17 protein-coding genes are annotated in these 20,060 nt (G+C 71.5%); 12 read left to right on the top strand and 5 right to left on the bottom strand.

Annotated features, from left to right (window positions below; all coding sequences use genetic code 11):
* Positions 1-182: 182 nt before the first annotated feature.
* From ABIA38_RS11145 to ABIA38_RS11130, 4 genes are all read right to left on the bottom strand, one after another.
* Positions 183-1,391, bottom strand: coding sequence for an ABC transporter ATP-binding protein (locus ABIA38_RS11145; RefSeq protein ID WP_424638364.1), 1,209 nt, complete (start codon positions 1,389-1,391; stop codon positions 183-185).
* On the bottom strand, positions 1,388-2,449 hold the full coding sequence (locus tag ABIA38_RS11140) for an ABC transporter ATP-binding protein (protein ID WP_424638363.1): 1,062 nt from the start codon (positions 2,447-2,449) through the stop codon (positions 1,388-1,390). Before ABIA38_RS11140 ends, ABIA38_RS11145 begins: the two co-directional genes overlap by 4 nt.
* Positions 2,450-2,581: 132 nt before the next feature.
* Positions 2,582-3,487 carry an ABC transporter permease gene (locus ABIA38_RS11135; RefSeq protein WP_424638362.1) on the bottom strand — a complete coding sequence of 302 codons (906 nt, stop codon included), beginning with the start codon at positions 3,485-3,487 and terminating at the stop codon, positions 2,582-2,584.
* The gene (locus ABIA38_RS11130; RefSeq protein ID WP_424638361.1) at positions 3,484-4,434 is read right to left on the bottom strand and encodes an ABC transporter permease; all 951 of its coding nucleotides are present in this window, start codon (positions 4,432-4,434) and stop codon (positions 3,484-3,486) included. Before ABIA38_RS11130 ends, ABIA38_RS11135 begins: the two co-directional genes overlap by 4 nt.
* 618 nt (positions 4,435-5,052) lie before the next feature.
* Here ABIA38_RS11130 and ABIA38_RS11125 point away from each other — a divergent pair.
* The 6 genes from ABIA38_RS11125 (at position 5,053) to ABIA38_RS11100 (ending at position 13,835) form a co-directional block, all read left to right on the top strand.
* Complete coding sequence (locus ABIA38_RS11125) at positions 5,053-6,366, top strand: ammonium transporter (protein WP_424638360.1); 1,314 nt, start codon at positions 5,053-5,055, stop codon at positions 6,364-6,366.
* A complete protein-coding gene (locus ABIA38_RS11120) occupies positions 6,363-6,701 on the top strand; it encodes a P-II family nitrogen regulator (RefSeq protein WP_424638359.1) in 339 nt (112 codons plus the stop codon). Before ABIA38_RS11125 ends, ABIA38_RS11120 begins: the two co-directional genes overlap by 4 nt.
* A 110-nt stretch (positions 6,702-6,811) precedes the next feature.
* Positions 6,812-9,142 (top strand): [protein-PII] uridylyltransferase, encoded by a 2,331-nt coding sequence (locus ABIA38_RS11115; RefSeq protein ID WP_424638358.1) that lies wholly within the window; start codon positions 6,812-6,814, stop codon positions 9,140-9,142.
* A gap of 722 nt (positions 9,143-9,864) precedes the next feature.
* A complete protein-coding gene (ffh, locus tag ABIA38_RS11110; protein WP_424638357.1) occupies positions 9,865-11,433 on the top strand; it encodes a signal recognition particle protein in 1,569 nt (522 codons plus the stop codon).
* 87 nt (positions 11,434-11,520) lie between these two features.
* Positions 11,521-12,090, top strand: coding sequence for a GNAT family N-acetyltransferase (locus ABIA38_RS11105; protein WP_424638356.1), 570 nt, complete (start codon positions 11,521-11,523; stop codon positions 12,088-12,090).
* A gap of 26 nt (positions 12,091-12,116) precedes the next feature.
* Entirely contained in the window at positions 12,117-13,835 is a 1,719-nt protein-coding gene (locus tag ABIA38_RS11100) for an alkyl sulfatase dimerization domain-containing protein (protein WP_424638355.1), read from the top strand.
* Positions 13,836-13,908: 73 nt separating this feature from the next.
* On the opposite strand, the gene ABIA38_RS11095 is transcribed toward ABIA38_RS11100, so the two are convergent.
* The gene (locus ABIA38_RS11095) at positions 13,909-15,615 is read right to left on the bottom strand and encodes a proline--tRNA ligase (protein WP_424638354.1); all 1,707 of its coding nucleotides are present in this window, start codon (positions 15,613-15,615) and stop codon (positions 13,909-13,911) included.
* A 255-nt stretch (positions 15,616-15,870) separates the two neighbouring features.
* Between ABIA38_RS11095 and rpsP the strand changes: the two genes are divergently transcribed.
* The 6 genes from rpsP to lepB all read left to right on the top strand — a co-directional run bounded on the left by rpsP (position 15,871) and on the right by lepB (position 19,972).
* Positions 15,871-16,338 carry a 30S ribosomal protein S16 gene (gene rpsP, locus ABIA38_RS11090; protein ID WP_424638353.1) on the top strand — a complete coding sequence of 156 codons (468 nt, stop codon included), beginning with the start codon at positions 15,871-15,873 and terminating at the stop codon, positions 16,336-16,338.
* 2 nt (positions 16,339-16,340) lie between these two features.
* Complete coding sequence (locus ABIA38_RS11085; protein ID WP_020553237.1) at positions 16,341-16,580, top strand: RNA-binding protein; 240 nt, start codon at positions 16,341-16,343, stop codon at positions 16,578-16,580.
* Positions 16,581-16,716: 136 nt separating this feature from the next.
* Positions 16,717-17,424, top strand: a complete 708-nt coding sequence (gene rimM / locus ABIA38_RS11080; RefSeq protein ID WP_424638352.1) for a ribosome maturation factor RimM — start codon at positions 16,717-16,719, stop codon at positions 17,422-17,424.
* Complete coding sequence (gene trmD / locus ABIA38_RS11075; protein ID WP_424638351.1) at positions 17,421-18,239, top strand: tRNA (guanosine(37)-N1)-methyltransferase TrmD; 819 nt, start codon at positions 17,421-17,423, stop codon at positions 18,237-18,239. The genes rimM and trmD overlap by 4 nt, the downstream gene beginning before the upstream one ends.
* Positions 18,240-18,392: 153 nt before the next feature.
* On the top strand, positions 18,393-18,752 hold the full coding sequence (rplS, locus tag ABIA38_RS11070; protein ID WP_424638350.1) for a 50S ribosomal protein L19: 360 nt from the start codon (positions 18,393-18,395) through the stop codon (positions 18,750-18,752).
* A 65-nt stretch (positions 18,753-18,817) separates the two neighbouring features.
* The gene (gene lepB, locus ABIA38_RS11065) at positions 18,818-19,972 is read left to right on the top strand and encodes a signal peptidase I (protein WP_424638349.1); all 1,155 of its coding nucleotides are present in this window, start codon (positions 18,818-18,820) and stop codon (positions 19,970-19,972) included.
* Positions 19,973-20,060 lie beyond the last annotated feature (88 nt).

Here is a 20,060-nt window from a genome sequence, read left to right as displayed (position 1 = left end):
GGCCGGCTGCCGCGCGGTCAGCGCGGTCAGCGCCGTGAGGCTATAGCTCGACACGTGTCGCATCGACGACGGGATGCCCGATTCGGCCCCTCGGCGGCCGGGTCGGACTCGTCCGTGTACGCACAGCGACGCGGCCCGGCCGGGGTGGGACCGGGGGCCGGGCCGCGAGGGGTGACGGTGCGTCAGTTCGGCTGCGGGGCTGCGGCTTCGGTCCCGGCCTCGGTCCCGGCCTCGGTCCCGGGTTCGGGCGTGGCTTCGGCTTTGGCCTCGGCTTCGACGTCCGCCGCAGGCTCGGGAGTCGGCTCGGCCGCGACCGCCGGTGTCGGGTCGGTCGGTGCCCCGGCCCCGGCCGCCGCCGCGTCGAACACCGCCGCCGCGCCGATCAGCGGGAAGTGGCACGCGACCCGATGTCCCGGCGCGATCTCGCGCAGCGTCGGCACGTGCGCCGCGCACTCCGCGCGGGCGATCGGGCATCGGGTGCGGAACCGGCAGCCGCTCGGCGGGTTCATCGGCGACGGGATCTCGCCCGCAAGCGCCGGACCTGCGGGCACCGCCGCCGGATCCGGCGCGGGCACCGCGTCGAGCAGGGCCCGGGTGTACGGGTGCGCGGGCGAGTCGTAGATCGCCGCGGTGTCCCCGGTCTCGGCGATGGTGCCCAGGTACATCACCGCGACGTCGTCGCTGATGTTGCGCACCACCGCGAGGTCGTGCGCGACGAAGATCATCGACACGCCGGTCCGGCGCTTCATCTCGTCGAGCAGATCGAGCACCTGCGCCTGGACCGACACGTCGAGCGAGGCCACCGGCTCGTCGCAGATCAGCAGGTCGGGGTCGACCACCATGGCCCGGGCGATGGCGATCCGCTGACACTGCCCGCCGGAGAACTGGTGCGGCCGGCGATCGGCGACCAACTCCGGGTCCAGGCCCACCTGGCGCAGTACCGCCTCCACCCGCGGGCGGATCTGCTCGGCCGGCATCCCGGAGATGACCAGGCCCTCGGCGACGATGTCGAAGATCTTCCGGCGCGGGTTCAGCGCCGAGACGGGGTCCTGGAACACCATCTGGATGCGCCGCCGCATGGTGCGCAGACCGGCCTTGGGCAGCGTGGTCAACTCCTGCCCGTCGAACCGGACCGAGCCCTCCGACGGCTTGGTCAGCTGCAGAATCGCCCGAGCGAGCGTGGACTTGCCGCAGCCGGACTCACCGACCAGGCCAAGGGTGCGTCCGCGCCCGAGTTCGAAGCTGACCCCCGCGACGGCGTTCATCATCCCGCCGGGCACCCGGAAGCGCTGGACCAGGTCGGTGACCGTGAGCAGCGGATCGGTGCCGGTCGCGGCCGCGGTCGGTTCGGCCACGGCGACCGGCCCCGGCGTGTTGTCGTCGGCCGTCATGCGGGGGTCTCCTTCATCAGGGACGGCTGCTCGGCCGCGTCCGCCGCGGGCGTCTGCGTACCGACCGGGTGGTGGCACGCGAACCGGTGGGTGCCGAGCCGATCGCCCAACTCCGGTCGCCGGGTGCGGCACAGCTCGTCGGCCGCCGTACAGCGCGCGGCGAACGCGCAGCCGGAACCGAGCGTGATCAGGTCCGGCGGAGCCCCCGGGATCGCGCGCGGGCGTTCGTCGCGGGGCACGTCCAGGCGCGGTACGGCACCGAGCAGGGCCTCCGTGTAGCGGTGTCGGCGGTGCGCGAACAGGTCGGTGGTGGAGGCGTGTTCGACCATCCGACCGGCGTACATCACGGCGATCTGGTCGGTCCGCCCGGCCACCACGCCCAGGTCGTGGCTGACCAGGATCATCCCCATGCCGCGTTCGGCCTGGATCTCCTGGAGCAGGTCGAGGATCTGCCGCTGCACGGTGACATCCAGCGCCGTGGTCGCCTCGTCCGCGATCAGCACGTCGGGGTCGCAGGCGAGTGCCATCGCGATGGTCACCCGCTGGCGCATGCCGCCGGAGAGCTGGTGCGGGTATTGCCGGGCGCGCTTGACCGGTTCGGGGATGCCGACCTGGGTGAGCAGCGCGATCGCCCGCTCGTCGGCCTCCTTCCGGCCCAGGCCCAGATGCAGCCGCATCGACTCGGTCAGTTGCCGGTCGATCCGCAACACCGGGTTGAGCGAGGTCATCGGGTCCTGGAAGACCATCGCGATCCGGTTGCCCCAGATCTGCCGGGCCTCCTTGCGCGGCACACCGACCAGTTCGCGGCCGTCCAGGCGCACGCTGCCGTGGATGTTGGCGATCGAGGGGCAGATGCCCATCAGCGAACGGACCAGCATCGACTTGCCCGAGCCGGACTCGCCGACCAGGCCGAGCGTCTCGCCGCGTTCGATGCTGAAGGACACCCCGTCCACCGCCTTGAGCAGCCCGCGCGGGGTGTCCAGGTGCACCCGCAGGTCGCCGGCCCGCAGCAGCGGCTCGGCCGGCGTGGGCGAGCCGGTCGTCTTCGGCTCCGCCATGGTCACCACGCCACCTTCGTGCCGCGCGGCTGTCGGATCCCGTCCATGAGGAGGTGTCCCGTCTGTGTGAGGGGGTCGAAGAGCGGTACCGGCGGCGGCCCTCCGGGCGGAGGCCCGCCGCCGATCCCGCGGCTACAGCTTGGTGTCGCGGACGTCGAACTTCGCGCGCAGCCGGTCGCCGATGACGTTGAGCGAGAAGACGGTCAGGAACAACACGCCGCACGGGACGAACACCTGCGAGGGATACAGCGACAGGTCGTCCTTGGCGGAGTTGATCATCCCGCCCCAACTGGGCATCGGCGGCGGGATGCTCAGGCCCAGGAAGGACAACGAACCCTCGGCGACGATCAGCACCGCCATCACGATCACCGAGTAGGACATCACCGCGGGGAACGTGTTGGGGAGCAGCTCCTTGAAGATGATCCGCCCCGGGCCCGCGCCCATCGCCTTGGCCACCGTGACGTATTCGCGGTTGGACTGGGCGATCGCGCTCGCCTTGGTCAGCCGGGTGAAGCCGGGAATGGTGAGCACCGCGAGCCCTGCGGTGATGCTGGTCTGCGACGGCTCGTAGACCGAGGACAGCGCGAGCAGCAGGATCAGCGGCGGGAAGGCGAGCAGGGCGTCCGAGAACAGGTCGATGACCAGCTCGGCGACGCCGCGGAAGTAGGCGGCGACCAGGCCGAGCAGCCCGCCGACGAGCACCCCGACCACGACCGACACCAGCGCGACGATCATCGACACACGCGCCCCGAAGGCCAGCCGGGTCAGGTGGCTGCGGCCGAGGCCGTCGGTGCCGAGGAACTCGGGCCAGGCGGAGAACGGCGACTGCTTCGCCTCGCCGAACGCCTTGCCGTACTCGTGCGGGAACACGCCGGGGGCGACCAGGCTCAGCAGCGCGCCGAGCAGCACCAGGCCCATCCACACGATCGCGAACCACAGCAGGAAGCCGCGCCGCTTGCGGGTCTTGGCCGCGGCGACCGGCGCGGCCTCCTCGGCGGTGTCCGGGGCGGGCGCGGCGGCGGTCTCGAGTGCGCTCATCGGGCCCTCACTCTCGGGTCGATGAGGGAGTAGCCGATGTCCACGAGCGTGTTGAGCAGTACGTAGACGATCGCGATGACCACGACCGTGCCCTGCACCACCGGGATGTCCTTGCCGCTGATCGCCTGGTACATGCCCTGCCCCAGGCCGGGGATGGCGAAGTAGGACTCGACGATGACCGTGCCGCCGATCAACCGGCCCAGGGTCAGCCCGGAGACGGTCAGCAGCGAGAAGGACGAGGGCCGCAGTGCGTGTCGGAAGAGCACGTATTGCGTGGACAGGCCCTTGGACCGCGCGGTCAGGATGAAGTCCTCCTGCAGCGTGGCGAGCATGTCGCTGCGCAACAGGCGCTGGAACTGCGGGATCTCGGCCAGGGCCAGGGCGAGTGCGGGCAGGAACGCGAATTCGATGTTCTTGCCGAAGTCGACCGAGATGTACTCCCAGCCGGTCGGCTTGAACGCGAGCATCGTCTCCGGGTTCGCGAAGAAGTAGACGAGGATGAACACGCTGACGAAGGTGGGGATGGACAGCAGCGCCGAGGAGAAGCCCCCGACCACGCGGTCCACCCGGCCGCCCGCCTTGGCGGCCGTCCACACGCCCAGCGGCACGGCCACCACCAGGGCCATGAGCAGCGCGAAGACGGCCAGTTCCAGGGTCACCGGAAAGCGCTCGCCGATGCCGTCCATGACGGGCGTACGGGTCTTCAGGGACTCCCCGAGGTCGCCGGTGAGCGCGTGGCCCACCCAGGTCACGTATCGGACGGGCAGTGACTTGTCGTACCCGAACTCGTGCTCCAGGTCCTTGAGGTCCTGCGGCGTGGAGCCGGGGCCGAGCATCTGGGCGACCGGTGAGCCGTCCACCAGGTCGGGCAGGGCCGTGGTCGCGAACGTGACCAGGAACAGCACCGGAATCAGGGCCAGCAACTTGCGACCGAGCAGGCGCAACACGACGGTGTCACCCCCTCTCGCTGGTCTGGTCGGTTGACGAGGTCTGTTGAACATTCCGTGCGGTGCAGCGGTGGCGCGGCCGCGCGATACGGGCGAACCCGAATCGGGCCGGATCACCGGTGGTGACACGTGCCTTGACGGGTCGTCAGTTAAGCGCGGTGATTAATTACGGCAGTGGGCGCGATCATTGTCAATGGATTCGCGGCAACCGTTAGCGGGTCGAAAACGTCCCGGTGAAACCGGAGCGTCGTGCTCCGGCGGCACGTGTCGACCTGCGGGAACAAGGTGTACGGGACCGTGAACTGACGGTGCGTCAGATGTCGTCGACGGGCTGTGTGCGAGTCGCCCGCCGCTCACCCGCGGGACACCCGGACCCGCGCCTCGCGCGCGATCCCCTGTGCCGCCGGCGCGCCGTCGAGGTGCCCTCGAGGGGCCGCCGCGACCGGCGCGATCCGGCCGGCCGCGGCGGTGAGCGGACGTTCATCCCCCGGAAACACATGTGCGACAAGCGTCATGTCGGCGAAACACGTCGCGCCACGCGGTGAAACCTCGCGCCCCGAAGCTCCTTCCCATGAGCTCCCGGAGGTCGGCCGGGGCCACGGAGAAGAGAGGCAGAGTATGGACACGGGTAACACCGCATTCGTACTCCTGAGCGCCGCACTGGTGATGCTCATGACGCCCGGGCTGGCGTTCTTCTACGGCGGCATGGTCCGCGTGAAGAGCGTCCTGAACATGCTGATGATGAGCTTCATCTGCCTGGCGGTCGTGACGGTGCTGTGGGTGCTCTACGGGTTTTCCATGACGTTCAGCACGGACGCTTTCGGCGGTCTGGTGGGGGACCTGCACTGGTACGGCATGCGCAACATCGGCGTCGCGCAACTGTGGGACGGCTACACCATCCCGGTCACCGTGTTCGCGGCCTTCCAGCTGATGTTCGCGATCATCACCCCCGCGCTGATCAGCGGCGCGATCGCGGACCGCACCAGGTTCACCGCGTGGGCCGTGTTCGTGGCCTTTTGGGTAACCCTGGTCTACTTCCCGATCGCGCACTGGGTCTGGGCCTCGGACGGGTGGTTGTTCAAGAAGGGCGTGATCGACTTCGCGGGCGGTACCGCGGTGCACATCAACGCCGGTGTCGCCGCCCTCGCCCTGGTCCTGGTGATCGGCAAACGGGTCGGCTTCAAACGTGATCCGATGCGCCCGCACAACCTGCCGCTGGTGATGATCGGTGCCGGTCTGCTGTGGTTCGGCTGGTTCGGCTTCAACGCCGGCTCCTGGCTGGCCGCGGACGGCGTCACCGGCCGGGCGCTGATCAACACCCAGATCGCCACCGCCGCCGCGATGCTCGGTTGGTTGTTCCTGGAGAAGATCCGCGACGGGCACCTGACCACGCTCGGCGCCGCCTCCGGCGCGGTGGCCGGCCTGGTCGCGATCACCCCCGCGTGCGGCGCGCTCAGCCCGCTCGGCTCGATCGCGCTCGGCCTGGTCGCGGGCGCGGTGTGCGCGTGGGCGGTGGGGCTGAAGTACCGGCTGGGCTACGACGATTCGCTCGACGTGGTCGGCGTGCACCTGGTCGGCGGCATCATCGGCTCGCTGGCCCCCGGGTTGCTGGCCACCGGGCACGTCCAGAGCGACGCCCGGGGCCTGTTCTACGGTGGGGGCCTCGACCAGCTGGGCAAGCAGCTGATCGGGGTCGGTGCCGTGCTTGCCTACTCCTTCGTCGTCACGTATCTCCTGGGCACGGTGATCCACAAGACCATCGGCTTCCGGGTGTCCGAGGACGACGAGGTGGCCGGCATCGACCAGGTCGAGCACGCCGAGACCGGGTACGACTTCGCCGGCCTCGGCGGTTCCACCCGACCCTCGGCGGGCATCGGCACCTCTACGGGCGCGGGCGCCGCGGTGCCCGCCGACACGAAGGTGGATGCGTGAAGCTCATCACGGCGGTGATCAAGCCGCACCGGCTCGACGACGTCAAGAACGCCCTCCAGGCGTTCGGCGTGCACGGCCTGACCGTGACCGAGGCGAGCGGCTACGGCCGACAGCGCGGCCACACCGAGGTCTACCGGGGCGCCGAGTACCAGGTCGACCTCGTGCCCAAGGTCCGGATCGAGGTGCTCGCGGACGACGAGGACGCCGACGAACTGCTCGAGGTGCTGGTCAAGGCCGCCCGGACCGGCAAGATCGGCGACGGCAAGGCGTGGATCGTCCCCGTCGACAGCGTGGTCCGGGTGCGCACCGGCGAGCGCGGCCCGGAAGCCCTGTAGCACCCCGATGGCCGGTCCCGCCCCGAAGCGAGTCCTCGGGGACGGGTCCGGCCGTCGGCCGTTTCGAGAGCCAGGCCGTCCGCCGCATGTGAACCAGGGAGTGGTCTCCGATGGAACCGACCGCCGGCTCGCGGTACACCCGGGCCAGGGACGACCTGCTGGCCGACCCCGCCGGGCCCACCGGAGCGGCCCGCCGACAGGCGCTCGGCGCGCTCTCCGACCGCTGGCTGACCGAGCTGTTCACCGCCGCGGGCGCGCCGAAGCGAGGCGTGTCCCTGGTCGCGGTCGGCGGCTACGGCCGGCGCGAACTGTCCCCGGGCAGCGACCTGGACGTGGTGCTCCTGCACGCGGGCCACGGCGGGATCGCCGAACTCGCCGACGCGATCTGGTATCCGGTCTGGGACACCGGCATCCGACTCGACCACGCGGTGCGCACCCCCGAGGAGGCCCGCCGGGCCGCGGCCGACGACCTGCGGGTGCAGACCGGCCTGCTCGACATCCGGCACATCGCGGGCGACCCCGAACTGACCGCCGCGCTGCGCACGTCGACGTTCGGCGCGTGGCGGGCCGGCGCGGCCGGGCGGCTGCCCGAACTGCTCGCCTCCTGCCGCGAACGCGCCGAACGGCACGGCGAGGTGGCGTTCCTGCTCGAACCCGACCTCAAGGAGGCCCGCGGCGGCCTGCGCGACGCCGGCGTGTTGCGGGCGATCTCCGCGTCCTGGATCGCCGACGCGCCGCACCAGGAGGTGGCCGCCGCGCGCGCCACGCTGCTCGACGTGCGCGACGCGCTGCACCTGGTCACCGGGCGCGGCGCGGACCGGCTGCTGCTCCAGGAACAGGACGCGGTGGCCCGCCGGCTCGGCCTGCTGGACGCGGACACGCTGCTGCGCCGGGTCTCGGAGGCGGCCCGCGCGCTGGCCTACGCCGCCGATGTGACCTGGCGCGAGGTCTCCCGGGTGCTCGCGGCGCGCGAGGCGGGCGCGGGGGTACGCCGGCTGCGCCGGGCCCGGGCCGGGGTCTCGGCCCGTACCCCGCTGGCCGAGGGCGTGGTCGAGTACGCCGGAGAGGTGGTGCTCGCCCAGGCCGCGCAACCGGCCCGGGACCCGGTACTGCTCCTGCGCGCCGCGGCCGCCGCCGCGCAGGCCGGTCTGCCGCTGTCCCGGCACACCGTGGACCGGCTCGCGATCGAGTGCCCGCCGCCCGCCGACCCGTGGCCGGCCGCCGCGCGCGAGGCGTTCGTCTCGCTGCTCGGCGCGGGCCGCGACGTGTTGCCGGTGTGGGAGGCGCTGGAGGCCCGGCGGCTGATCACCCGGTTGTTGCCCGACTGGGAGCGGGTGCGCTGTCGGCCGCAGCGCAACGCGGTGCACCGCTTCACCGTGGACCGGCATCTGATCGAGACCGCGGTCGAGGCCGCCGCGCGCACCCGCCGGGTGTCCCGCCCCGACCTGCTCCTGGTGGCCGCGCTGCTGCACGACATCGGCAAGGGCTGGCCCGGCGACCACAGCGTCAGCGGCGAGGTGATCGCGCGCGAGGCCGCCGCGCGGATGGGCTTCGCCAAGGACGACGTGGACGTACTGGGCACGCTGGTTCGCCATCACCTGCTCCTGGTGGACACGGCGACTCGGCGTGACCTGGACGATCCGACCACCGTGGCGACGTTCGCCGAGGCGGTGGGCAGTGTGGAAACCCTCGAACTGCTCCACGCGCTCACCGAGGCCGACGCCGCCGCCACCGGACCCGCCGCGTGGAGCGCCTGGCGGGACGCCCTGGTCCGGGACCTCGTCGCCCGGACCAGGGCGGTGTTCGCGGGGCGGCCGATGCCGGTGCCGACGGAGCGCATCGTCACCGCCGACGTGTCCGGCGAACTGCCGGTGGTCCGGCTCGAACCGCTGCCGTTCGGCGCCGAGGTGACCATCGCCGCCGCCGACCGGGTGGGCCTGCTGGCGCTGGCGGCCGGGGTGTTGGCGCTGCATCGGCTCACCGTGCGCTCGGCCACGCTCGACGTGGTGGACGAACTGGGCATCACGGTATGGACGGTGGAGACCGAATTCGGCCGGCTGCCCGATCCGGCCGCGCTGCGCGAGGACGTGCGCAAGGCGCTGGCCGGCGGCCTGGACGTGGCGGCGCGGCTGGCCAAGCGGGAGGCGGCCTACCCGCCGCGTCGCGGTACCCGACGCGCGCCCGCCCGGGTCGAGGTGATCCCGGACGCCTCGGCGAGCGCCACCGTCCTGGAGGTGCGCGCGCACGACAGCCCGGGCCTGCTGCACCGGATCGGCCGGGCCCTCGCCGACGCCCGAGTGAGCGTTCGCCAGGCCCGAGTGGGCACACACGGCGCCGAAGCGGTCGACGCCTTCTACGTGGTCACCCCGACCGGCACCCCCCTATCCGCGGCCGAGGCCAGAACCCTGGCCAAAACCCTGGAAAAGGCCCTGTCCCCGTAACCGACACGGACACCCGTGCGCCCGGGCCGGCCACCACACCCACACCGGGTGACCGCCCCGACACCCACTCCGTGCCCGGCCGCACCGGTGCGGGACCGACCCCGACGCCCTCGCCGGCATCGGCCACGGCCCCCGCCCGGGACCGCCCACACGACCCGCTACACCGGAACCGCCCACGCCCGCAGCGCGATTGCCTACCGCACCCGCACCCGTCCGTCGCCGACCGCCCTACCCCACCCGCGTCCAGCCCGTGCCGTGCCCGCTTGCCCCGCCTGCGTTGCCCACGCGCCCGCGCCTGCTCGTCCCCACTCCCGCCGCGTCCGCTCGCCCCACCCACGCCCGCACCGCGCTTGCCCGCTCCCGCCTGCGTTGCCCACCCGGCCCCGCCCGCGCCCAGCCCGTGTCGTGTCCGCTCGCTCCGCCCCGCGTTCCACCCCGCCCGCGCCTGCGGCCACGCCTGCGCCCGGACCCGCACCGCGCCTGCCCGCCCCGCCCGCGTTGCCCACTCCCGCCCATGCCGTCCGCTCGCTCCACCCGCGTTGCCCACCGCGCCCGTGCCGCGCCGGCCCGCCGAGCCCGTGCGGTGCCCCCGCCCGCACCCGCGACCGGGTGGGCGGCAGCCGGGTGTGGCGGTTTCGGGTGCGTGCCCACGTCACGCGGGCTCGGTGGGCGGTTAGGCTGGGGCCGACACCACCCGTATCTGACGAAGGACCTCTGCCGACGTGTTCGACACTCTCTCCGACCGCCTCGCAGCGACCTTCAAGAACCTTCGCGGCAAGGGGCGGCTCTCCGAAGCCGACATCGACGCCACCGCGCGCGAGATCCGCGTCGCCCTCCTCGAGGCCGACGTCGCGCTCCCGGTGGTCCGCGAGTTCATCGGACGCGTCAAGGAGCGCGCCCGCGGCGCCGAGGTGTCGGGTGCGCTCAACCCGGCCCAACAGATCGTCAAGATCGTCAACGAGGAACTGGTCGGCATCCTCGGCGGCGAGACCCGCCGGCTGCGCTTCGCCAAGACCGGCCCCACCGTGATCATGCTGGCCGGCCTCCAGGGCGCGGGCAAGACCACCCTGGCGGGCAAGCTGGGCAGGTGGCTCAAGGAGCAGAAGCACCAGCCGCTCCTGGTGGCCTGCGACCTCCAGCGCCCGAACGCGGTCAACCAGCTCTCCGTGGTCGCCCAGCGGGCCGGCGTCGCGGTCTACGCGCCCGAGCCCGGCAACGGCGTCGGCGACCCGGTCAAGGTGGCCCGCGACTCGATCGAGTTCGCCAAGACCAAGCAATACGACGTGGTCGTCGTGGACACCGCCGGCCGGCTCGGCATCGACGCCGAGATGATGCAGCAGGCCGCGGACATCCGCGACGCGGTCAAGCCGGACGAGATCCTGTTCGTGGTCGACGCGATGATCGGCCAGGACGCGGTGGTCACCGCCCAGGCGTTCCTCGACGGCGTCGGCTTCGACGGCGTGGTGCTCTCCAAGCTCGACGGCGACGCGCGCGGCGGCGCGGCCCTGTCGGTCGCGTCGGTGACCGGCCGGCAGATCATGTTCGCCTCCAGCGGCGAGAAGCTCGACGAGTTCGACGCGTTCCACCCCGACCGGATGGCCTCGCGCATCCTGGGCATGGGCGACATGCTCAGCCTGATCGAGATGGCCGAGGCCAAGTACGACCAGGACCTCGCGCTCAAGGCCGCGGAGAAGCTGCACGGCGGCGGCAACAACTTCACCCTGGAGGACTTCCTCCAGCAGATGGAGCAGGTCAAGAAGCTCGGCTCGATCTCCAAGCTGCTCGGCATGTTGCCCGGCATGGGCGCGATGAAGGACCAGATCGACAACATCGACGACCGCGATCTGGACCGGGTCGCGGCGATCATCAAGTCGATGACACCGGCCGAGCGGGCCGATGTGAAGATCCTCAACGGCTCTCGCCGGGCCCGGATCGCCAAGGGCGCCGGTACCGAGGTCAACGCGGTCAACAACCTGATCGAACGGTTCGTCGAGGCCCGCAAGATGATGGGCCAGATGGCCAAGGGCGGCGGCATGCCGGGGATGCCCGGGATGCCGGGCCTGGGCGGCGGCGCCGGCAAGAAGAAGGGCAAGGCGCCCAAGCAGGCCAAGGGCAAGCGCCAGTCGGGCAACCCGATGAAGCGCAAGCAGGAGGCGGCGGCCGAGGCGGCCCGGCGCGAGGAGCGTGCCGCCAACCCGTTCGGGCTGCCCGCCGGCGGCGCCGCGGGTGGCGCGGCCGACTTCGAACTGCCCGACGAGTTCAAGAACTTCCTGCCGCCGAGCCAGAAGTAGGCGCGCCCGCGACCCGGGCCCGCGGGTGCCCCGGGTCGCGTCGGCGGACGCGCCCGCGACGACGAGGAAGAGAAGGAAGAGAAGGACATGACGGGGGCCATGGACCAGGAGTTGTACACCGTGCCCGGCTGTCGGGTGGGCATTCGCGGGCCGCTGGAGTCGGACGTGGCCGCGTCCGCCGAGGCGATCCGCCGCTCCGAGCACATCGCGCGCTGGAACCCGTCCGACCCGGACGACCTGCCGGACCTGATCGGCCGGCAGAGCGACAACTTCCGTACCTTCCTGGTGCTCGACCTCGCCGATCGTGGTCTGGCCGGCCGGGTCAACGTCTCCAACATCGTGCGCTCGCGGTTCAGCAACGCCACGCTCGGCTACGACGCCTACACGCCCTACGCGGGCACCGGCCGGATGACCGAGGCGCTCGCCCTGGTGATCGATCGGGTGTTCGCCGCGGACGGCTTCGGACTGCACCGGCTCGAGATCAACGTCCAGCCGGGGAACGAGGCCTCGATCGCACTGGCCCGCCGGATGGGCTTTCGCTACGAGGGCTTCACGCCGCGCATGTTGTTCATCAACGACGCGTGGCGCGACCACGAACGCTTCGCGCTGACCGCCGAGGAGTGGCCGGGAGCGGAAAAGGCGATTCTTCCCTCGTAGGGCCGGACGTGGCAGGCTGCCCGCCCATGACGTACGAGGTCGAGCCTGCCGTCCATCCCGAACTCGCCGCCCACACCGCGCACTTCACCAGACGCGTGTACACCGTGGCCGAGCATGTACACGTCGCCGTGGGCTGGTCCTCGGCCAACGCGGCGGTGATCGAGGGCCCCGACGGCCTGGTGGTGGTCGACACCGGCAGCGGCGCGGACCTGGCCGCGGTGATCGAGGCGGAACTGCGCCCGTACCTGCGCGACCCGCACGCGCCGGTCCGGGCCGTGGTGGTGACGCACCATCACCCCGACCATGTGAACGGGCTGAGCCACTGGGCCGCGACGCCCGACGTGGACGTCTACGCGCATCGGACCTTCCTGGCCGCGCTGACCGACCAGTCCGGGCCCACGCTGCACATCATGGGCCTGCGCTCGGTCTACTCGCTGGGCAACCTGCTCGGCCCCTCGGACACCGACGGGGTCAACGACGCGGTCGGCCCGCACGCGGGGGTCGGCACACCGTCGTTCGTGATGCCCACGGTCCTGGTCGGCGACGAGTTGGAGACCGAGGTCGCGGGGGTGCGGCTGCGGCTGTTCCACAATCCCGGCGAGACCGACGACGCGATCAGCGTGTACCTCCCGGACCGTGACGTGCTCCTGTGCGGCGACACCATCCAGGGCCCGACCCTGCCCAACATCCATACCCTGCGCGGTTGTCGCTACCGCGACCCGATGCAGTGGGTGCGCAGCATCGACGCGCTGCGCGCGCACCGCGCCGCACATCTGATCCCCAGTCACGGACAGCCCGTGTCGGGCGCCGCGAAGGTGGCCGAGGTGCTGGCCGTGGAGCGGGACTGCATCCAGTACATCCACGACCAGACGGTGCGCCGGATGAACGAGGGGCTGACCCCGGACGAGTTGGCCGAGACCGTCGAACTGCCCGAACACCTGGCCTCGTACGCGCCCTACGCCCGCGAGTACTACGGCACCGTCAAGCACACCGTGCGGCAGATCTTCTTCGGCTACCTGGGCTGGTTCGGCGGCGACCCGGTGGACCTGGACCCGCTGCCCCGGGCCGAATTCGCGCGTCGTACGGTCGAGTTGATGGGCGGCCGGGAGCGGGTGCTCGGCGCGGCGACCGAGGCCTACACGATGGGCGAGTACCAGTGGGCGGCCGAGTTGGCCACCCACCTGACCCGGATCGATCGCGAGGACGCCGACGCCCGCTCGGTCAAGGCCGCCGCGTTCCGGCGCCTTGGCTACGCCCAGCTCAACGTCAACTGGCGCAACTGGTACCTGACCAGCGCGGACGAACTGGAGGACCGGATCCAGCCGATCCTGCCGCTGATCAACTTCGCGGCCGTCTTCGCGCCCCCGGACCTGATCGCCCGGATCCCGGCGGCGTGGCTGATCGAGCTGTACACCACCCGGCTGCGCGCGGAGGAGGCGCTTGAGACGGACGCCGTGCTCGGCTGGCGGGTGCTCGGCGGGGTGTCGGGTGAGGAGGAGATCGCGCTGCACATCCACCGGGGCGTCGCCCGTTTCCTGCGCGAGATCCCGGCAGATGCCGACGTGGTGATCGAACTCCCGCGCGCGACCGTGGAATCCCTGCACCTGGGCCGCACCGACCTGCGCGGCGCGCTGGCCGGCGAGGAGGCCCGGGCGATTCGCGGCACCGCGGCCCGGGCGGCCGAACTGCTCGACCTGTTCGACCCGGCCCAGCCCAAGAAGCCCACCGAACTGACCCTGCGCTGACCCGACATCCGCCGCGGGCACGCGTACGGCCCGGCACCTGCGCGGTGCCGGGCCGTACGTAGGAGAGCGCGGGTCAGCTCGCGTCCAGGACCAGCTTGCGCACGTACTCGACCGCCTCGGCGACCGGGACCAGCGCCTTGTCGCCGCTCGCGCGCGAGACGATCTCCACGTTGCCCTCGGCCAGGCTGCGCGCGCCCACGGTGACCCGGAACGGGATGCCGACCAGCTCGATGTCCTTGAACTTGACCCCGGGCCGCTCGGCCCGGTCGTCCAGGATCGTGTCCACCCGCTGCCGCTTCAGCTCGGCGTAGATCTCCTCGGCGGTGCCGCGCGACTTCTCGTCGTCCACGTCGAGCAGCGCCACCGCGACCTCGAACGGCGCCACCGCGACCGGCCACACGATGCCGTTCTTGTCGTGGTGCGTCTCCACGACCGCGGCCATCGCCCGCTCGACGCCGATGCCGTAGCTGCCCATGATCGGCGCGACCCGCTCGCCGTCCGCGCCGAGCACATTCACCCCGAGCGCCTCGGTGTACTTGTAGCCGAGCTTGAAGATGTGCCCGATCTCGACCGTCTGCTCGACCTCCAGACCCGTGCCGCACTTGGGGCACGGCTCGCCGGCCACCACCTCGCGCAGGTCCGCCCAGGTGCCCACGGCGATGTCCCGCTCGACGTCCACGCCGCGCACGTGCACCTTGTCCACATTGGCGCCGGTGACCATGTCCCGGCGCCCGCGCAGCGCCTCGTCGGCCAGGATCGGCAGGTCGCGCACGCCGACCCCGCCCAGGCTGCCCGGGTAGGCGCCGAGCGCGGCCTTGATCTCGTCCGGCGTGGCCGGGCGCACATCGGTCGAGCCGGTGGTGTCGATCAGCTTCTGCTCGACCAGCGCGTGGTCGCCGCGCAACAGGGCCAGGGTGAGCTGCCCGCCGACCACGTAGACCAGCGTCTTGATCTGCCGATCGGCCGGCACCCCGTGCGCCTTGGTCAGGCTCTCGATGGTCTTGATGCCGGGGGTGTCGAACCGCTCCGGGGCGTCGAGACCGGCGCCGTCCTCGATCTCGGCGAGCCGGGAGGTCGCCTTCTCCACGTTGGCCGCGTAGTCGCAGTTCGGGCAGTGCACCACCAGGTCCTCGCCGGCCGCCGACGGGCACATGAACTCGGTCGAGCCGCTGCCGCCCATGGTGCCGCTGGACGCCTGCACGGCGATCGCCGGGATGTCCAGCCGCTGGAAGATCCGTACGTACGCCTGCCGGTGCGCCTCGAACGAGCGGTCCAGACCCTCGGCGTCCAGATCGAAGCTGTACGAGTCCTTCATGGTGAACTCGCGCACCCGGATCAGCCCGCTCTTGGGCCGCGGCTCGTCCCGGAACTTGGTCTGGAACTGGTACCAGGTCTGCGGCAGGTCGCGGTAGGAGCTGAGCTCGTGCGCGAGCGTGGTGAAGATCTCCTCGTGCGTCATGCCCAGCGCCAGATCCGAGCCCTTGCGGTCCTTGAGCCGGAACATCTCGTCGCCCATGACCTCCCAGCGACCGCTCTTCTGCCAGATCTCGGCCGGGTGCATGGTCGGCAGGATCATCTCCTGCGCGCCGATCCGGTCCATCTCCTCGCGAATGATCCGCACGACCTTCGCCCGCACCCGCACCGCGAGCGGGAGCAGCGAGTAGTGGCCGGCCATCAGCTGGCGGATGTAGCCCGCGCGCACGAGCAGACGGTGGCTGACCGCGTCGGCGTCGGCGGGGTCCTGACGGAGGGTGGGTACGTACAGTTCGGACCAACGCATGAGACCGTGGCGTCCTGACGACTAGGGGGAAGGTCGGGCGAGCTGCATTCTAAAAGCCGCGCGAGCCTCGACCGACCGAGTAGTGCCCCGGCTTTGGTCGGGGCGGGGAAGTCTGGCAGAATGGCTGGCTGAGTACCCGGGGCATTGCCGGACCCTCTCTCCGCATGCTTACCGTGTCCACGATCAGCCGAGCCTCATGTCCCCACGTGAACGCCGGCTGTTCACCCACGTCAAGATGCAGGAGACACCACACTCGTGGCAGTCAAGATCAAGCTGAAGCGCCTGGGCAAGATCCGTTCGCCCCACTACCGCATCGTCGTCGCCGACGCCCGCACCAAGCGTGACGGTCGGGCGATCGAGGAGATCGGTATCTACCACCCGATGGAGAACCCCTCGCGCATCGAGGTCGACTCCGAGCGTGCGCTCTACTGGCTGGGTGTCGGCGCGCAGCCGACCGAGCCGGTCGCGCACATCCTCAAGCTCACCGGCGACTGGCAGAAGCACAAGGGTCTGCCGGCCCCGGCCCCGCTGCTGGTCGCCGCGGAGAAGGCCGACAAGAAGTCGCTCTTCGAGGCCGCCGCCCGCGAGGCGATGGACGAGCCCAAGGACGGCGCCACCACGCCGAAGGCCAAGAAGGAGAAGAAGGTCGAGGCTCCCGCCGAGACCGAGACTCCGGCCGCCGAGGGCGAAGCCGCCGCCGAGACCGCCGCTAACGAGGGCTGACCGTGCTCGAGGAAGCCCTCGAACACTTGGTCAAGGGCATCGTCGAGCATCCGGACGAGGTCAAGGTACGGGCGCGCAATCTTCGCCGCGGTCGCATTCTCGAGGTTCGGGTACACCCCGAAGACCTCGGGAAGGTCATCGGCCGAGGTGGTCGCACCGCGCGTGCGCTGCGCACCGTCGTGACCGCGCTCGGCGGCCGGGGAGTCCGCGTCGACCTCGTCGACGTCGACCAGGTTCGCTGACGTACCGGGACATCACGTCCAACCGGGAGCTGCCCGGCGGAGTCATCCGCCGGGCAGCTTCTTGGCATTTATCGGTGTTTTCGGCCTCCGGGCCACCATTCGGGCAGTTCTCGGGCAAGAGATTGAGGAGTCGCAGGTGCAGCTTGTCGTCGGCCGTATCGGCCGGGCACACGGCATCAAGGGCCAGGTGACCGTCGAGGTCCGTACCGACGAGCCCGAACTGCGGCTCGCGCCCGGCGCGGTGCTGCTCACCGACCCCCCGTCGGTCGGTCCGCTGACCATCGCCGACGGCCGGGTGCACAGCGGCCGGTTGCTGCTGAGCATCGAGGGCGTGACCACCCGCAGCGGCGCCGAGGCGCTGCGCAACACGCTGCTGATCGCCGAGATCGACCCGGACGAACTCCCCGAGGACCCGGAGGAGTACTACGACCACCAGCTGATCGGGCTCGACGTGGTCACCGCCGACGGCGAGCCGATCGGCGACCTCGCCGAGGTCGTCCACCTGCCCTCGCAGGACCTGCTCCTGGTCCGCCGGCCGGACGGTCGTGAGGTGCTGATCCCGTTCGTGCACCAGATCGTCCCGGAGATCGACCTGGAGAACCAGCGCGCGGTGATCACCCCGCCGCCGGGTCTGCTCGACGCGGAGAACGCGGTGCTCGCGGTCCCGGATCCGGACGCGGACCCGGCGGCGGACGCGGCCGAGTCGGCGCCGAAGAAGCCCAGGAAGACGAAGCCGAAGAAGCTCACCGCCGCCGAGCGGGCCGAGGCGAAGGCCGCCCGGGCGGCGGCGCGGCCGGGGCCCGAAGCGGAGTCGAAGTCCGAGTCGAGGCAGGACCCCTCGTGAGGATCGACGTCGTCACGATCTTCCCCGAATACCTGGCGCCGCTGAACGTCTCGCTGGTCGGCAAGGCGTGCGCCAAGGGCCTCCTCGACGTGCACCTGCACCAGCTCCGGGACTGGACGTACGACCTGCACAAGACCGTCGACGACACCCCGTACGGCGGCGGCCCCGGCATGGTGATGAAGCCCGAGCCGTGGGGACTGGCCCTGGACGCCGTCCTCGAACAGGGCGAGAGCGCCGCCGCGCCGGTGCCCAGGATGATCGTGCCGACGCCGTCCGGGCGGCCGTTCACCCAGGAGCTGGCGGTCGAACTGGCCGCCGAGCCGTGGTTGTTGTTCGCGCCGGCCCGGTACGAGGGCATCGACCGGCGGGTCCTGGACGAGGCGGCGACCCGGATGCGGGTGGACGAGGTGTCCATCGGGGACTACGTGCTGGCCGGTGGCGAGGTCGCCGTACTGGTCGTGGTCGAGGCGGTGGCCCGGCTGCTGCCCGGTGTACTGGGCAACGCCGAGTCGCATCGGGACGATTCGTTCGCCCCCGGCGCGATGGCCAACCTGCTCGAAGGGCCGGTGTACACCAAGCCCGCCGAGTGGCGCGGGCGCGAGGTGCCGCCGATCACGGTGTCCGGGAACCACGGCGCGATCGCCCGGTGGCGGCGGGACCAGGCGCTGCGCCGGACCTCGGCGCATCGGCCCGATCTGATCGCCCGGATCGATCCGGCGGCGGTGGACAAGAAGGACCGGGTGTTGCTCGCCGAGCTCGGCTGGGTCGAGCGGGACGGCCGGTTTCGGCGGGCCGACGCACCTGTGGCAGACTGAGGGGCTGTTGCCATGTCCCGATCCGGACCGGGTTCCCCGGGAGCCGGACGGCACCCCTGCCACAGGGGGAGCGCCACTCGGGACCGGCGACCCCACACCTGTGACCACGAAACCCGTGGGTGACCTGTGGCACCCGCGAGAAAGCGACGCGAGATGAACAAGCTCGACCACATCGATGCCGCATCCCTGCGGGACGACGTCCCGGACTTCCGTCCCGGTGACACCCTCAAGGTGCACGTGCGAGTCATCGAAGGCAACAAGTCCCGCGTCCAGGTCTTCCAGGGCTTCGTGCTGCGTCGCCAGGGTGACGGCGTCCGCGAGACCTTCACGGTCCGCAAGGTCAGCTACGGCGTCGGCGTGGAGCGCACCTTCCCGGTGCACACCCCGGTGATCGAGAAGATCGAGCTGGTCAGCCGCGGCGCCGTGCGTCGCGCGAAGCTCTACTACATGCGCGACCTGCGCGGCAAGGCCGCCAAGATCAAGGAGAAGCGCACCGACCGTCCGGGCCGCTGACCCGTACGTTCCACCCGGGGTGCCTCGGCCATGTCGAGGCGGCCCGGACGCTAGGCTCGTCCGCGATGGACGACGCAGAGCAGAGCAAGGGCCGTGCCTCCACGGCGGAGGAATCCGCCGGTACCTCGTCCACCGAGGTCGTGGAGGCGCGGCCTTCGCGTGTCTCGGAGCGGGTGCGGGACACGAACGGCCGAGGGGGCACGCCCGAGGAGGCGGTTTCGCCGGCTTCGGCGCGGGCGAAGTCCCCTGATTTCGTAAAGGATTCGACCGCCGTACGGCCCGCCGATCGGGCGTCGGCGGCGAAACCCGGGGGTGGCGCGGCCGAGTCCGGGAAGTCCGGAGAGGGCGCTGCGGCGACCACGCCGGGGAGGGTCGACACGCCGACTGCCGAATCCCCGTCCGTCGACACCGGGTCCGTCGCCACCCTGTCCGTCGACGCACCGGACGCCGCCACCCCGGACGCCGACGCGCCGGCCGACGCCGAGTCGTCCGCCGATGTCGACGCGGAAGCCGACGTCGATGGGGAAGCCGAGGCGCGCCCGACGTGGCGGCGACGGTTGCCCGCATGGGTCGAACTGCCGCTCCTGGTCGCGGTCGCGATGGTGATCGTGCTCGCGGTGAACTCGTGGGTGGCCCAGCCGTTCGTGATCCCCAGCGGCTCGATGGAGAACACCCTCCAGGTCGGCGACCGGGTCCTGGTCAACAAACTCGCCTACCAGTACGGCGACATCCGGCGCGGCGACATGATCGTCTTCGACGGGCGCGGCTCGTTCACCCCCGAGGACGCCGACAAGCCCGACCCGTTCACCGGCGCGCTGCGCAAGCTCGGCGGTGTGTTCGGCTTCGCCAACCCGGACGACAACGACTTCGTGAAGCGGGTGATCGGGATCGGCGGCGACGTGGTCAAGTGTTGCGACGCACAGGGCCGGGTCACCGTCAACGGCGTGCCGCTGGACGAGGGCGACTATCTGCATCCGGGCGACAAACCCTCGGACTTCCCGTTCGAGGCCGAGGTGCCCAAGGGCAAGCTCTGGGTCATGGGCGACCATCGCAGCAACTCGGCCGACTCGCGCGACCACCTCGGCGATCCCGGCGGCGGCATGGTTCCGGAGAGTCGGGTGATCGGGCGCGTGCAGTGGATCATCTGGCCCTTCGGGCGGATCCAGGGCGCGGATCGGCCGAAGACGTTCAATCGGTCGGACTTCGACCGCCGTGGGTAAACGCGGCAGGCCCAAAAGCGCCCGGGCCGCCGAGCCCGGCACCCCGGGCCCGGGACCGGACCCGTATGCGGACGCCCCGCCCGGCGTC

The organism is Embleya sp. AB8 (genome assembly GCF_049739465.1).
Lineage (GTDB): Bacteria > Actinomycetota > Actinomycetes > Streptomycetales > Streptomycetaceae > Embleya.
The sequence above is the reverse complement of the archived record's forward strand: the minus strand, read 5'-3'. Positions and strand labels throughout refer to the sequence as shown.